Origin of the sequence: Microbulbifer sp. TYP-18, assembly GCF_040932045.1 — a bacterium.
Taxonomy (GTDB): Bacteria; Pseudomonadota; Gammaproteobacteria; order Pseudomonadales; family Cellvibrionaceae; genus Microbulbifer.
In genome coordinates this window covers 1-16,390 of the sequence record NZ_JBFRBC010000012.1, presented here as the reverse complement: position 1 = coordinate 16,390, position 16,390 = coordinate 1, and the positions used below count along the sequence as shown (strand labels likewise).

7 protein-coding genes are annotated in these 16,390 nt (G+C 59.6%); all 7 read right to left on the bottom strand.

Annotated elements, in window-relative coordinates:
• Positions 1 to 14: 14 nt before the first annotated feature.
• A complete protein-coding gene (locus ABVT36_RS11145) occupies positions 15 to 719 on the bottom strand; it encodes a hypothetical protein (RefSeq protein WP_368456648.1) in 705 nt (234 codons plus the stop codon).
• Positions 697 to 5,418, bottom strand: coding sequence for an efflux RND transporter permease subunit (locus tag ABVT36_RS11140; RefSeq protein WP_368456647.1), 4,722 nt, complete (start codon positions 5,416 to 5,418; stop codon positions 697 to 699). The genes ABVT36_RS11145 and ABVT36_RS11140 overlap by 23 nt, the downstream gene beginning before the upstream one ends.
• The gene (locus tag ABVT36_RS11135) at positions 5,393 to 8,458 is read right to left on the bottom strand and encodes an efflux RND transporter permease subunit (protein WP_368456646.1); all 3,066 of its coding nucleotides are present in this window, start codon (positions 8,456 to 8,458) and stop codon (positions 5,393 to 5,395) included. The genes ABVT36_RS11140 and ABVT36_RS11135 overlap by 26 nt, the downstream gene beginning before the upstream one ends.
• A gap of 244 nt (positions 8,459 to 8,702) precedes the next feature.
• Positions 8,703 to 9,788, bottom strand: a complete 1,086-nt coding sequence (locus ABVT36_RS11130; protein WP_368456645.1) for an efflux RND transporter periplasmic adaptor subunit — start codon at positions 9,786 to 9,788, stop codon at positions 8,703 to 8,705.
• A 9-nt stretch (positions 9,789 to 9,797) separates the two neighbouring features.
• On the bottom strand, positions 9,798 to 12,689 hold the full coding sequence (locus tag ABVT36_RS11125; protein ID WP_368456644.1) for a hypothetical protein: 2,892 nt from the start codon (positions 12,687 to 12,689) through the stop codon (positions 9,798 to 9,800).
• 135 nt (positions 12,690 to 12,824) lie between these two features.
• Positions 12,825 to 13,733, bottom strand: a complete 909-nt coding sequence (locus ABVT36_RS11120) for an ATP-binding cassette domain-containing protein (protein WP_368456643.1) — start codon at positions 13,731 to 13,733, stop codon at positions 12,825 to 12,827.
• 67 nt (positions 13,734 to 13,800) lie between these two features.
• Positions 13,801 to 16,390: condensation domain-containing protein (locus ABVT36_RS11115; protein ID WP_368456642.1), on the bottom strand; the 2,590-nt coding region annotated here is incomplete at its 5' end.

Genomic DNA, 16,390 nt, shown 5'->3' with positions numbered 1-16,390 from the left:
GGAGGGAACAGGTCCTAGCGCAGGGTGTTTTCGCTGCTCTGGATACGCAGCCAGGCGAGGCTGCCGCAAATCAACACCACGGCGGTCACCAGAGTGAAGTTCTGCCACATCATGGTCCACTGCTGGTGACTGTCGACATCTTCCAGGCGCAGTGGGTTGAACAGAGGCAGCCAGTGATTTTGGCTCGCCAGCAGATTAAATCCCAGGGCCACAAACGCCAGTAACTGCGCGGAAAATTCGCTGCGCAGCCAGGCTCCAAGAACACAGGCCAGAATAAAATAGAAGATGGTACCGGCCAGCGCCTGCAGTAAAATCCAACCGGGATAGGGGCGCAGCAAGGCTGCGGCCAGGGCCAGACACAGAGTACAGATACACAGTAAGAGGCTGGCGGCCCACATTTTTTGCCACCATACAAAGCCAATGCCCCGCGGGAGTGTATAGGCCACTTCGAGTGTGCGCTTGTCGACTTCCCGGGCGATCAGGCGCGCCCCCAGCAACACCGCGATCAAATAGGCCGGGAAGCCGATGAGTTGATTTTGCACCTGTCGGAGGTCGTATCCATTTTCCATCCACAGGCTGGCAACCAGAAAGTGCATGCCCGGCCAGAGCAGCAAAATGGCCAATATCCAGCCAGCGGGAATGCCGAGTTGCCAGCGAATCGACAATTGCCACAACCGTATTCGGGCGCCAACACGCTTATACAGGCTCACGGCTTTCATGCGCCTCCGTCGCTATTGTCATGGCTGGCTCCGCCTGCCCGGCTTCACCGTAAAGTAATTGCAGATAACCCTCTTCCAGACCGGCGTCTATGGCGACGGCATCGTCACCGGGGGATGTTGGAGACAGGATTTTGAGTATTACACCACCGCTGCCATCGACGGTTTGCTGAACCACCTTGAATCGCTGCTCGATATCACTCACCTGCTCCGGCTGCACCGCCAACTGCCATACTCTGCCCTGGGCCAGGCGCGACAACCGCTCGGTGTTGCCATCGTAAACCAGTTGGCCCCGCTGAATGACCAGGACACGATCACAGGACACCGCCACGTCTTCAATAACATGGGTGGAAAAGAGCACTATCCGCCCAGTGGCCAGTTTCGCCAAAAGATTCCGCAGGCGAATACGCTCGCGGGGGTCCAGCCCGACCGTGGGCTCATCCACAATGATGATCGATGGGTTGTGAATCAGGGTTCTGGCAATGGCAAGACGCTGTCGCATCCCGCCCGAGTAACTGCCAATATTCGCCCCGGCCTTGTCGAGAAGACCCACATCCTCCAGTAATTGCCGCAGTCGCTGCCGGCGCCCCTCGGCGTCTTCCAGTCCGTACAACAGCGCGTAATATTCCAGGTACTCCCAGCCACTCATATGGCCGGGGAGACCGAATTCCTGTGGCAGGAATCCAATCAGTCCCGCTTTTTGTCTGGTGACTTTGCGCCCCTCGACGCCCGCGTAGTGCACAGTGCCGGTGGAGGGTGCGAGGATACCGGCGAGTATGCGCAACAGGGTTGTCTTGCCGGCGCCATTAGGTCCCAGCACGCCAATCATGCCGGGGTTGGCGAGAAAATTCAGGCCCTGCAGTGCCCGATGCTGATCCAGCGCCTGGCCGGGGCTCAACAGACGTCGACAAAACCTGTGCCAGGAAGCCCGCCAACGACGCCAGCCCCTTATTTCACCAACTGTTTGAACTGGCGCCAACCCCCGCTGGATAAATAATGTCACTGCTGCCAGCAGGATCAATACCGGCAGCGGCAGTCGCAGGGTTTCCTCTTGCAGCAGGGGCCACAAGGTTAGCGGCACCCCCAGGGACAACAGTGTCAGCCAGGGCAACAGTCTCTTTACCCGCTGCGCTGTGTTGTCCTCCCTACCGGCACTCCAATATATCCAGCCCTGCCGTGCAAAGAACTGGGCCAAGTAGGCAAACACCAGCAACCAGATCAGATACTGGGCCCCGATGGCGATATAAATGCAGGCCGCGCCCAACAGCAGATAGGTGAGAGTGCCCAGCCGGCGATCCTCCACCTCCGGTGTATGGGGATTGCGCCAGGCGCACAGCAGCTGGCCCGGAGCGCCATAACACTTGCTCAGGTATTTCACTTCTAGGCTCAGGGGGCGCGATGCCAGATCCATCTCTTGGGGAACTGCGGTAGCCCGCCACCACAGCCAGGCAATGGCCAACACCAACGCCAAGCTGGCAAAAAAAGACGCGGCAGTTGCGGCGTCTGGGTACACCATAGGCATTAGCTGCCATACCCAGGCGACGCCCACCACTATGGCCATTGCCGGGATTAATAAAGTCCAGCCCCGGCTGCGTCGGATACGGTGGTCAACACGAGCCAGTGCCACAAAGCCCATGGGGATAACCAGCAGAGTCAACAGGGTGGAGGCCACCAGGCCGCCGATAACCACCGTGGCGAAAGGCGGCCATATGTCCAGTTCCCCCCCGTCGCTCAATGCCAGGGGCCAGAGCCCCGCAATGGTAGTCGCGGCAGTCATTAATACCGGGCGCACCCGCTCCCGCACTGCCAGCATGGCTGCCGCACCCGGATTCGCGCGCTTGGTGGCGAACACATAGTGTTGCATACGATCCACCAGCAGGACCGCCGGGTTGACCGTCAGACCCAATAGCACCACCAGTCCCACCACGGCGGTGAGGGCAAACCCCATGTTGGTCAGAAACAGCGCCCAGACAGCGCCGAACAGGGTGAGGGGTACTGCGGCCAGAATCAGCGCCGGCAAGGTAAATGACTCAAACGAAATGGCCAGAACGGCAAACAACAGCAAGAGGATCGGTAGGGCCAGCAACATAAACCAGGATTTGGTCTCACCGCCACCGGTATTCATTACCCGGTATCCATCCGGGATATAGGTCTGCGCAATCACCCGATCGATATCCGCCTCCAGGCGGGTGCGGCCTGGCCCGGTGCGCGGTGCATCGTCGCGCAGGGAAAAATCCACGCGCATTTCGCGCCGGCCATTTTCGCGGCGAATGGCTGCCGGTGCAGCCTGCTTTTCCGTGCTGACAACTTCGTCCAGTGAAATGGTCCCGCGATCTGTGAAGGCAAATAGTCGCTCGATACGGGCGTTCAGGTGGGTGTCATCGGGTAATTCCCGCCGCAGGGTAATTGGTAATTCCCTCCCGCTTGGCAGGGGAAACCCGAGGCTTAACGGCTGCCCTTCGCGGCCTAACAGGCTCAGTGCATCGATGGTATCCGCCACAGTCAATCGGTGGGCCGCCAGGCTCTGGTAATCCAGCGCTATACTTAACTGCCGGGTGCCGGTGGCCCTGTCCACCTCGGCGCTCTCCACCATGGGCAGCGCCGCCAACCGAGCGGCGACATCTTCGGCCATCTGACTGAGCAGGCCGCTGTCCGGGCCGGACAGCGCTATGTAGCTTTTTTCTTCACCCAGGACGCCAGTCGCGGTGTCATCACCATTCCCGGCAGAGTTGAGCAGCGACAGGCGGACATTACCCAAATCCCGGGCGGCCCGATACAGTGCCCGGCGCACTGAGGCCGCATCGACACCGGCCGGGCGCTGGGTGTCCTCCAACAGATGCAACGTCAGAGTGCCCTGATCGAAGCGAAAACTACTTTCCACCCGCTCCACTGCCTCGGTCGACAGTGCCGCGCTTTCCAGATGCTCGAACACCAGACCGGCGGCCTCCAGTGAACCGAGCCTATTAAAGGTGACCTCCATGCGAAACTGCTCGCTATCACCCGGCGTCTGGGAAATCGACTGCACCAGTACCCAGGGGGCTGCCAATACCAGGGTCAGGCCCAGCACCAGAGCGAGACCCAGGGCCCAGGGGCTGGGCCGGCGCAGGCTGACCTTGAGCAGCGCCAGGATAAGCTCGCGCGCGCGCCGGGCGGCATTGCCGCCAGTAGATGACCCCGCTTGACGGCCGATAGCGAAATGGCGAGCCAGCATAGGAACCAGCCCAGTGGCCACCAGAAGCGAGGCCGCCAGGGGAAACACTATCGCTGGGACTATGTTATTGAGCACCTGGCGGACACTGTGCGGCACTGCGTCGATATACAGCAGCGGTACAAAAACAATGGCGTTGGTGGCACTTGCGGTGACAATGGCGCGCAGGCTCCGGGTAATCCCGGTCGCCGATGCCGCGGCTATGTCCGCGCCCCTCTCCCGTTGCCTTTGCACGGCTTCGAACACGACGATACTGTTATCCACCAGCATGCCGATGCCAATTACCAGCCCGAACAGCGTAATCAAATTCAGACTATAGCCACCCAGATAAAGCAGAGCCCCCGCGATCAGGAGGCTGGTGGGCACTGCCACCGACACCACGGCGATTGCCCGCATGGAGCGCAGAAAAAGAAACAGGACCACCAGTGCGATGGCAAAGCCGGACAGGGCAAGTTGCTTGAGCTGTGACAATTGCTCATCAATGACCTCGGAGGCATCGAAACTCCGGTAAAACTCCAGTCCCAGAGGCCGGTATCGCACCTGCATACCCTGCACCAGGTCCTGCAGGTGTACACCCAGTTGCAGCAGATTGGCCCCCTGCTCCTGAAACACCACCAGGGTGACGGCGGGTTTTCCATTCACCCTCGAAACACTGTCCCTGGGGGCCGGGGCAAGCTCTATATCGGCCACGTGGCGCAGGAGCACGGGGCGATCCGGGAGCAACTGAATCTCTCCCAGAGCAGTGACAGCTTCCGGTGTGCCGTCCAACACCAGACTCAGGCGCTCCGCGTCACCAGCCAGATCACCCAGGCGCCGCGAGCCGGGCATCGCCTGCTCCAGGACCGCGGCGATCCGGTCCACCTCAATACCCAACTGCGCACAGCGATTCGCGTCGACCCGGATGGCCACCTCACGTCCGGCGCCCCCCAGCACAAGTATCTGGCTGACACCGGGCACGGATTCCAATTGCGGGCGTATCTGCTCGTCGACAAAATCCCGCAATGTATCCACGTCCCCCTGCCCCAGTACCTGGACGCTCATAACAAACCGACTGATGCGGGAGCTATCCTGCTCCGCGACCCGGATAACCGTCCCGGCGGGTTGTTCCCGCACTATCTGGGCTGCGATTTGCCGCAGCTCCAGCCCCCGCACCCGGCGGTCCACACCCGGTTCAAATTCCACCGTCAGCCTGGTCTTGTCACCGACGATTTCCGCCGATGTCTCAGTGACGCCGGCCAGGGTGGCAATCTGGTTCTCCAGTGGCCGCAGGATATCCTCTTCGAGGACTTCCGGCCGCGCGCCCGGCCGGTAAATCTGCACATGCAACCGCTCTCCCGAGAGCATGGGCAACAACTCCACGGGAATCTGCCGCCAGGCGAACACTCCCAGCAGGGACAGGGCCAAAAACAGCATGGATACCGCAACCGGGCGCAGTATCGGCAGTGTGAGCACTGTGCTTGCCGGGCCCTTAATGGCGGGCTTGCGGGGATTCATGGGGGAAGGGTTTAACCAGGAGGAACAAACAGGGAACCACCGTCAGACACGCCAGGGTGGAAAAAATCAGGCCACCAATCACAGTCCAGGCGAGGGGGCTTCGCAGCTCCGCTCCCTGGTCGCCGGCAATGGCCAGCGGCAGCAGCGACAGTACGGTGGTGGCGGTGGTCATCACAATTGGCCGCAACCGGACGGCCACTGCCCGGGCCAGCGCCCGGGGAAATGGCAGCCCCTCGGCGCACAGCTGGCGCACACTCTGGGCGTAAAGAATCGCATCGTTGACGGCGATGCCGGCCAGAATCACCAGTCCTAACCCCGCCATCACGCCCAGTGGCTGACCCTGTGGCAGTAGCACCAAAGCTACCCCCACCAGCGCCATCGGAACGGTTGACAATATGATGAAAGGCGCCCGCAGGGATTCAAAGTGTGCGGCCAGCACCATAAATACCAGAAGCAGGGCCAGAGCGGCCATGCTGTATAGTTCGGAAAAGGTTTCCTGCCGCTGTTGTTCCGCACCGCTCAACTTGGCCTGAACGCCTGGTGGCAACGGAATTTGCAGCAGCGCCTGCGCCACCTGGGCGCGCGCCTGGGGTGCATTGGCGCCCTCGGCGATGAGCGCCGTGACCTGAGCCACCCTTCGCTGATCCCGCCGGATAATTTCCCGGGCGCCATCCCGTATTTGCAGGTCAACCACATCTCCAACGCTGACAAGTTGGCCACTGGGCGCAGTAAATGAAAGTCCCAGCAAGGATTGCAGGTTGATATGGGGCATTTCAATCACCACCTGACGGGTCTCATCCCCCATCGCAAATTCCGTCGCCTGCAATCCATCCAGGGCTGCGCTGATCACTGTCCGCAGTGTTTCGAGGTCCACCCCCAGGCCGTCGGCCAAGGGTCTTTTCAAGCGCAGGTGCACCTCTTTGGGGGCCCCGGAAAATGAAGAACTGACATTCCACACCGCAGGCAGTTGCTGCATGGCCTGCACCACCTGCCCGCTGGCCCGCCGCAGGTTATCCAGTGAGCGCCCCTGCAGTTCCACAGTGATGGGCGCAGCCTGGGTGCCCAGAGCGCGGCCAATGGCATTGTTGCCCAGCTGCCAGTCGAGCTTCATGCCGTGCAGCCGGTCCAGGGCCGGCCTGGCCGCTGCCACCACAGTTGCGGCGGACTCGGCAGGCAACAGGCGCACGTGGATTACCGCAGTATGCTCGTCGCTGTAGCGCTCGCGAATGATGCGATCGTCGTCCTTCAGGCGCCCCACTTCCGACAGTATCGCCCCCACACCGGTATCGGCTGCGGCGGTGATGATGTTCTCGATCTGCGCCACCGCGTGCTGGGTGGCCTCCAGATCAGAACCGGCTTCAGCGCGGACCTGGACTGAAAACTGCCGGGGGTCGGATGGCGGTATAAGTTCCGTCCCCAACTGCGACAGTCCAAATGCGGCCGTTGCTGTGCCCAACAGTGCGACCAGAGTTACCTGGCCCGGCCGGCGCAACAGACGGCCGATCCACAATTCCACCCTATCGCTGCGCACACTATCCCTAACCCTGTCCGCACCGCGGGGCAAGAGACCTGATGCCAGCACCGGAATTAGAAACAGGGCCACCAGTAGCGATGCAGCCAATGAAATCACAACGGCAAAGGCGATACCTTCCACAAGTCGCGAGGCCAGGCCTTCCAGGAAAATAAGCGGCAAAAATACGACGCAGGTGGTGAGGGTACTGGCGGCGATGGCGCCGCCCACCCGACCCACACCCGTTATCGCCGCCTGCGCAAGTGTATCCCCGCGCTCGCGGCGGCGGAAAATGCTCTCGATAACCACGATAGTGTTATCCACCAGCATACCGGCACCGAGCGCCAGACCGCCCAGAGTCATCAGGTTGAGACTGCGGCCGGTGAGACCCAGCGCCAGTACAGCCACCAGCATGGATACCGGTACCGCGATGGCGACAATAACCACCGCACCCGCACTGCGCAGAAACGCCACCAGAACCGATACCGCCAATAGCACCCCGATGAGCGCCGCGGCCTCGACGTCGGCAATGGCATCGAGGATCAGGGAGGATTCATCGTTCACCAGGGTCAATTGCAACCCGGGCATATCGGATTTGAGCTGTTCGAGTGCCTGGCGCAGGGTGGAGGAGACTTCTACGGTATTGGCGTCGGCCTCTTTGTAAACAAACAGCCCCACACCTTCGCTGCCATTGACGCGGACCGTATTGTCCACATCGGCGTGGCCCACCTGAACAGCGGCGATATCAGACACTCTGACTGGCAGACTGTTCCTTTCACCCTCGGCATAGCCCAACACCACCTGAGCCACATCTTCCGGTGCCACAAAACGGGATTTGCCGTGCACCAGATACATCTCGCCGCCCTCTTCCAGAGTGCCGGCATTGACGTCCAGGTTATTGGCGCGAATCTGATTGCGTACCTCAGTGACGGTGAAGCCGTAGGCCTTGAGCCTGACCGGATCTATTCTGACTTTTACTTCACGCACACGACCGCCGCCCACACGCACCTGGGCGACCCCGGGCAGCTGTTCCAACACCGGTGCCAATTCCCTCCTGGCCAGACTTCGCAGATCCGCCAGATCCAGCTGGCTGGCATCGGCGGTGATTCCCAACACCATCACCGGGCTGAGGCGCGAATCCTGGCGGCTAATCCGTAGCTGGTCCACTTCCCGGTCGCCGGCAATCGGGGCCACCGCCCGGTTGACATCCACTACGGCCATATCCACATCGACATCCCAGTCGAAGGTCACCCGGCACACCAGGCGTCCATTGCGGGCAGTCTGCGTAATGCTTTTGATACCCGCCACCGTAAACAACTGCTGTTCCAGCCGCTCTCCGTAGATCCTCTCCATTTGCTGCGCCGGACGATCGCCGGAGGTGATCGCAATCAGCACCGTAGGACTACGCAAATCGGGAAACAGCTCCACCGGCAGCTTGCGCCAGGCGTCCAGGCCCAGCACGGCCAAAACAATGACCGTCACCAATACCGCTACCGGCCGGCGAATGGCGAGTCCTGCCAGGTATTGCATGGCTAGGACCTGCTCACACAAGTGGAGTCAGCCCTACTGCCACTGGTGTTGTGGCCTGTAAAGCAGAAGCTCCGCAGTGTGGCTAGCCAACACAAGCGATCTCTGACGCCGCAGGGGGCGAAACCAAGGGCAGCCCTTCGGGTTGTGCCCGAAAAGGCGCCACCCTTCGTTGCTCGTCGCTCATTTGGAACAACCAAACCTCTCTCCTCGTACCTCGATTGGTGCTTTCTTTGACGCAAGAGGCCTAGTTCCCCACCACTCGTACAGGCATTTGGTCCGCGAGCGTCTCCAATCCGAAGCTGACCACTCTGTCCCCCGCACTGACGCCCTTGATAACCTCAACGACGTGATCATCGCCGATACCCAGCTCCACTTCTCTGCGTATGGCGCGGCCGCCCTCCACAACGAAGACCACCCGCCGGCCACCCCTTTGCGCCAGGGCCTGTCTTGGCACCACTGGCACATTCTCGCGCTGTTCCACTACCACGCTGACTTCAACGAACATGCCCGGACGCATCAAGCCCGCCTGGTTATCAATCGCCACTTCCGCACGCAGAGCGCGGGTGCGCTCGTCCAGGGTCGGCGCCATGCGCAATACCCGGCCGCTGAATTTCTGCTCTGGCCAGGCGTGGTAACTGGCCCAGGCTTCGAGCCCTGGGTGCACCCGGCCGATGTCCCGGCTGACCAGGTCGATGTCCACCACCAGGGTATCCAGGGGGGCGATTTGTGCTACCACCTGTCCCGCATCAAGCATTTGCCCGTCGGCCATAACACGGTCCTGGCGATCGCGGACCAGACTCAGGATCACGCCGTCAATAGGTGTGACAATTTGGTTTCTGCTATCTATGTGAATGGACTGTTCATAGGCGAGCTTTGCATCTTCATAGACAGTCTTGGCCCTGCCGTAATCCTCCACGGTGACCAGTTTTTTGTCGTAAAGGGAACTGGTGACTTCGAGATTCTTGCGCGCCACACTGAGTTTCTCTCGCGCCACCTGGAGGGCCGCGGCCAGTCGCACTTCCTCACCGGTTACACTGGCGACCACATCGCCCGCCTTGACGCTATCACCTTCTGCCAGGCGCCCGTTTTCGCCGATACCCAACTGCAACAGGCCGGGAGTCAGCACCGTGAGGGAAATCACTTCCGGAGCGCGCACTGTGCCGGTCGTTTTAAGCACTTCCTGCACGGTGCTAACCTGCACTTCGGAGACGTTGACCGGCACCTTGAAGTCCACCACTTCCGGATCGGCGGGAGGCTGGCAGGCGCACAGGGCCAAAAGCGAAACCAGCAGTGCGCATTGGCGCCTGCGTCGCAATGTATTCAGCGGCATAACAAGATCTTATGTTGGGTTGTCCGGAGTCGGTGCGGCGACCGGTTGTTGCGCAGCTGGCAGTGCGCTCGCCACAGGCTTGTCTTCAGCGCGGTTGAGTTGCAGAGTCCCTTCCACAGGCTCAATATCGCGCCGCTGCAGATTTTGGTTGGACAATAGCACCTGCAACTGTCCCTCCTCCTCGTCTCCCTGCGTCAGGTAGGGTTCAATAAATACCTGGGCCGGCGGTGCCGAAAGCACAGTGCCAAAACGGAGTTCTGCGCCGGCATCCACTTTTTGTGGCTCACTGTAATTCCGGCGACCATTATTCTCCATAGCCCAGGCCACCCGGAAAAAGCCTGCCACTTCAGCGCTGTTACCCACATCGATCAGGAGTTGATAGCGCAGATCACCGTTTTTTGAATCCGGCAGCTGATAGAGAGAACTGTTGGTGATGGCCGTGCGGGCGATTTTACTGCTGCCAAACCAGTCCCCCACCAAGTCCGCCAATTGTGGTGCAAGATCATTCAGTTCAGCTTCCACATCAGCGCGGGAAAAGGTGCCTTGGCGGCTTCGGTCCAGCAGGCGGGACAACAGGACGCCGCTGTCGCGGGGACCCAGCAGGTCGTACACCAGTTCCGCAAAAGCACCCGCTTTCAGGGCCAATACCTCCACTGCCAGGGATGACGACTGCCAGGGGTCCACCTCGCCCAGGGGTACATCGCGCAGGTTTGCCAGTATCTCCGGATCCGAGGCAAGGGCGCTGAACATGCGATCTGATAATCGCTGACCGGGCCTTTCGGGTACCTTCATAAAGGCTTCCAGCGCCTTGTTGAGATCCACCAGGCGCGCCGCGGAAAAGTAACTGCGCTGTCCCGATATCACCAGTGTGGCCAGTTGCTCCAGCGCATAATCCAGTGCCAGGGCGTCGGCCCCCACAGCCCCGGCCCGGTGGGAGAAAAACGAACCCGCGAGCCCGGTAAACACATTGCCGCCGGTAAAATCATTGGTGAAAAAATCCTCCAAGCGATTGCGCACCACAATGGCTGCGCCACCTTCAGCATCGGCGTAGGCCCTTCCACCGCCAAACGTCGCCACCGGGTCGAAATCAAAACGCGCGGTGGGCAGGCCCGTCTCTTTCAGCAGCACCATAGCGGGCAGGGCCATGATGGAGTCCATTCTCCAACCGCCACCATAACCCCGCAGGTAATTGGGCACCTCCACCAGGGTAAAGGCGCGAAATGGGTAATCGAGACCCGCCTCTTTCGCCAGAGCCAGGCGCGTGGACAGCCACTCCCGCAACTGGCTGCTCCCGGTGGTCAGGAACTCCAGGTTGTCCAGGTGATCCGGGTGCAGGAGCAGGGCAAACTCTATGCCGTCAATTTTTGTTGCGAATCGGCGAAAGGGTGCGGTGACAACCGCCACTTCCGACAGGTCGATGGCCGGGACAAATTGATACACTGCCCGGCCATCCTGTTCCAGCTGCTTTCCGTAGCCCGGGCCCGCCACATCCCAACCTTTGGGCACACTCAGATTCATACGCAGGCTATAAGTATCCCTGCCGCGTATGCGGGTATCACTGCGGCCGTACTCGCTGCCCGCTGCCGGCAACCAGCGCAGACCCGGTGTCAAAGCCACGAAACGCCCATCGAACAGACCCACCCGCTTGCCGAGCAGCGTTATATCCGCACTGTTAACACTCTGTGCATAGCGGTTGAGAATTTCGTCGAGATAGCCAAACCTGGTATCCGGCTGACCCCTGTAGCGAATATGCAGTTCCACTTCCCCACCAGGTGGCAGCGAGGAGTCGAGATTCACCGATAGCAGCCCCTGGGAAAAACTGGTTTTTTCCGTGGCGACATCGTCAACTGCCACGGATTCCAGCGCAAAACCGGGATTTAGGGACAGTAGCAGGGTTTGCACAGGCGAATCCGCCAGGATTCCAATGGTCGCCCGGTAATCCACCGTCATCTGTTCACCCGGAGAAATGTCGACGTCCGCGCTAACCTGTTTGATCTCTATTTGTGCCGGTCCGCTGGCGACCCGATGCGCCGTTTGCCAGGCGAGATATTGCTCAACCTCCCCTTGGCGGGCAAAGAAAACCACCAGCAGCATGGCTACGGCGATACCGGCAAAGACGCCACCACCTATCAATGGCCCGAGGTTTGAACGGTCGTTGATTCGCGGATGCAAAACGGCGGCAAAAAACAGCAGGCCGATGGCGAGCAGACATACCGCCAGGCGCTGCAGCCAGGCAAAACCGTCGATCAGCATGTTGGGCACAAGGTCCGACCCCAGCGGGACCTGCGTCACACCGAGCATATCCAGTGTGGAGGAGACCGGGAAAGGCGCCCTGCCCACGGAAAGGGTGTACAAACCCACCAGGAGCAGCAGCGAAACCCCCAAAGCGACGAATTGCTGCCGCACCAGTACACTGATGAAATACACCAGTGCGCAGCAAAATAGGATGGCCGGGAGAGCCACAAGCGTGACAAACCCCAGCAGGGATACCGGTTCAAGGGTACGCCCGAGCGGCGAACCCAGAAGTGGCAACACCAAACCCAGCCCTTGGAGCAATAGGGCAAACAGCGCCAGTGGCAGCCAGGACAGTGCCACCAGCGCGAAAAACCGGCCGAATACCAGATCGCAGTTGCTGTAGGGTTTTGCGTCCAGCACCTCCGAGATCCGCTCCCGCAGGTCCCGCGAACGCAGGTCAAAGGCAAAAAATACGACGCCAAACAAAAATACAAACAGGTATAAGACGCCGATGGCCGCCATTAAAAAGCGTGGCGACATAAAGCCCAGAGATGCGGAAACGGACGATAAAAAAGTATGGATGGCCGAGTAATAAATATAAATACCCAGGCCCACCAAGTAGGCAATCACAAGAAAAAGCCAATAGCGAATCAGGCGCATGGTCAAGCGCTTTTCCGATACACCAAATGCGAAAATATTGCTGAAGGTAAAAATGGTGCGGCTCCTTTTTGTCAGTTCGCAGTCTGCGCGGCGGTTTATTCCAGGCCTGCGCCCTGGGCGACTGAATTTAGTCTTATAGTCTCAAGCTGCGTGTTTTCCGGTGTCGACAGTAAACGCCAGATACGCTTCTTCCAGGGTAATATTATCCGCTGCTGCGGCCCCCTCGGGGATTCGGTGATCATGGCAGACGCCACGCACCAGGCTCTGGCCATCGCGGGTCTGCCGGGAAACCACCTCAAAACTATCCGGCACCGAGGCCTCGTCGGCGCGGGACAGCGACACCTGCCACACCTTCCCCGCGGCCCGGTTGACCAGATCCTGCGGTTTGCCACAAAACTTCAGCTGGCCCTGAACCATCAGGCACAGCTGTTCACAGCTGGCCCCCAGGTCGGCCACGATATGGGTCGAGAGTAAAATCACCCTGTCGCGGCTCAGCTCGCCAATGAGCTGGCGGAATCGCAGCCGCTCTTCCGGATCCAATCCCACTGTGGGCTCGTCCATCACCAGAATTCTGGGATTGTGCACCAGCGCCTGGGCAACCCCGAGGCGGCGCAGCATGCCGCCGGATAAATGGCCGACCTTTCGCCCGGCGACCTTGTCCAGGCCCACCATCGCCAGGACTTCATGGATACGCTTATGGCGATCGCGTGAAGCTGTCATACCGGACAACATCGCCAATGTATCCAATACCTCGCTAACCCGATGGTTTCTCCAGGCACCAAATTCCTGAGGTAAATATCCCAGCAACTGGCGTACCTGGTGGCGTTCTTTGACAACATCGAAGCCGGCAATACACACATTGCCGGCACTGGGTGAAAGCAGTGAGCAGATGATGCGCATCAGGGTGCTTTTCCCTGCACCATTTTCGCCCAGCAGACCATGCAGGCCTGTGCCCAATTCAAAACTTACGTTTTTAAGTGCCTGTATGCCCTGGCGATACTGGTGACTGACATTCTCTACGCGAATATCGAGCGCTTGCTGGTAGGTCATAGTGATCCAAAGGATTATTTTTTGATCGTCCGGGACAGACTCCGGCGCCGGCGGAATTTGCCTTTCATTATCGTTGCCGCAAATTATCAATCAGTCGCCCCATGGCGGCAATATTGGGGTGGGAAAAAATCTCCACGATGGCCAGGCTTACCTGCCAGGTACTTTCGATTTCCGCGGCCAGTTTGACCGTCAGCAGTGAATAACCGCCCACGGCAAAAAAGTCGTCTATGCGACTTAAACTGTCACCCTGGTCGAGATTTGGCAACAGGCTGTGCCATATTTGGGCCAGCAGTATTTCTGTCTCCCCACTGGGCCCATAAGTCCCTGCAACTTCCCTGTCACAATCCAGCAGACCGGCAATCACCGCCAGGCTATCGCTGTGATCATCGCTCCAAACAGTAAAATAACTAGGCATTTCGTGTGGCAGCAGGGACTGGCGGCAGGCGATATAGTATTCCTCCGGCCAGCCCAGGGCGTTATTGTCAGTACATGCCGGCACCGGAGCCGTTTGCAGTAACTCCAGCTGCACCGGTTGCGGGCCGCCAGGTCGAGGGCTGACCACTATGTCATCGATACCGGTGGCCTGCCTGACCTTTGCCTCCAGTTCCGGCAGGTATAGCGGCACCTGCTGTACCGACACCCAGTCACTGTCCTCACCACAATACCTCAGTCCCCCGTCCGGCTCCAGGCGCGCGCGTATCTGCAGATTGCGGGTATCGCTGGCGGACCTCAGGTGCACACAGCCGATAGCTCCGGCTGGCAACCGCCAGTTGTCCGTCGAGCGGAGTTCCACCACCCTGCCCTCATCCATGGCTGCGCCGGGACCCTGCACTTCAATTGCCCGGGAAAATGGCATCCAGGCCGCCTGCAGACGCGCCTGGTCGATATCGGATAATGCCGGATAGTCGGCCACCCTTAGCTGGGGATCCTGAGTTGCCTGTTCCAGTACACGCACAAAATCCTCCACCATCCGGCGGGCAGTCCCGGCGATGAAGATATCGCTGTTGTACTCGACAACACCCACGATAACCGCCTCCCGCTCTTCCAGACTGAGTGAAAGATCCAGCCTGGATACGGAGTGCACCAGCGCCAAAGCCGGATCGGAAAACTGCAGGGAGCGCCACTTTAGTGCCGGTTGCAGCACTGACGCCTTGGCTGGCATCGTATTTTGAGTATGTAAGGTCAGCATGGTTTGAAACAGTGGGGAGTAGGCTTCACTCCGCGCCGGATTAAGGGCTTCCACCACTTTTTCAAACGGCGTGTCCTGATGGGCAAAGGCCTCCACCACCATGGTCCGGGTGCGACGCAACAGCTCATAAAAATCCGGATCACCGGACAGGTCGTTGCGCAACACCAGGCTGTTGACAAAAAAGCCCATATGATTTTCACACTCGCGCGGCTTGCGATTGGCTACCTGGGTACCCACCGCAACATCACGCTGTCCACTGAAGCGAGCCAGCACCAGGGCAAAGCCCGCCAGCAACGTCATAAATAGGGTCGCCTGCTCCCGCTTCGCCAGGTGTTTTAAGGCGCGGGCCAGAGCCGGGGCTATAATCACCGGCACCGACTGACCGCGGTAGGAAGACTTACCGGGTCGCATCTTATCTGTGGGCAGCGCCACCAATGGCGGCAATCCGGCGAGCTGTTTGCACCAGTAATCGAGCCCCTGAGAATCTTCCCGCCAGCGTTCTCTCTGCCAGCGGGAAAAATCGCTGTACTGAAAGGCGAGGGGCTGGGGTGACGAATCCCGGTTTTCCACAATTTCGCGATAGGTGTGTTCCAGCTCGCTGAACAACAGATTCAGGGACCAGCCGTCAAAGACACTGTGGTGGGCACAGAACAGCAATACGCGGCGACCGTCGCCACTTCCCCGCTTGCGCAACAGTTGTAGCCGGCAAGGCAGTTCTTTGGCGAGATCAAACCCTGTGGTCTGCTGTTCGACACAGTGCCGGTGTAAGTCGGTCTCATCTTCATAGTATTCCCAGCGCACCAGCGGTGATGACAGCTGTACCAGGTGCGGCCCCGCCCCGTCGATCAACACTTGAGAGGTCAGTATGTTATGGCGGTTCAGTACTTTTTGTAGGCTTTCGGCCAATGCGTCACCATCTACCGCAGAATCAACTTCCCTGGCCAGGAAGATGTTGTAGACCGGATGGTGACCGTTTAACTGATTGAGAAACCACAAGCGTTCCTGCCCGAAAGACAATGGGCGGCGCTCATCTGCCGCTGCAGCCGGGATTGGAGTGTTAACGGATGCCGGCCGATGAATATATTCGCTGATCAGCGCCGCCTGCTGTGCCAGGGTCTGCACTCGAAACAGATCGCGGACGCCCAAATCGATATTAAACTTCTTGCGTATGTCACTCACCAACTGGGCCACCAGCAGAGAATGCCCACCCAGCTCGAAGAAATTGTCTTCCAGGTAGATGGTCTCTACAGCGAGCAACTGTTGCCACAAAGCGGCGAGCGCATGCTCGCACTCTTCCCGAGGCAAAGTTTTGTCAGTGTCGATGGCCACCGAAGTTTGCACCAGTAAGCGGCGGTCGATTTTGCCGTGGGCGTTGAGTGGCAACGCCTCCAGCGGCTGATAAAACGCCGGCAACATATAGCCCGGCAGCTTGTCCCGGGCCTCACTGGCGATGGCATCTACCCGTGCC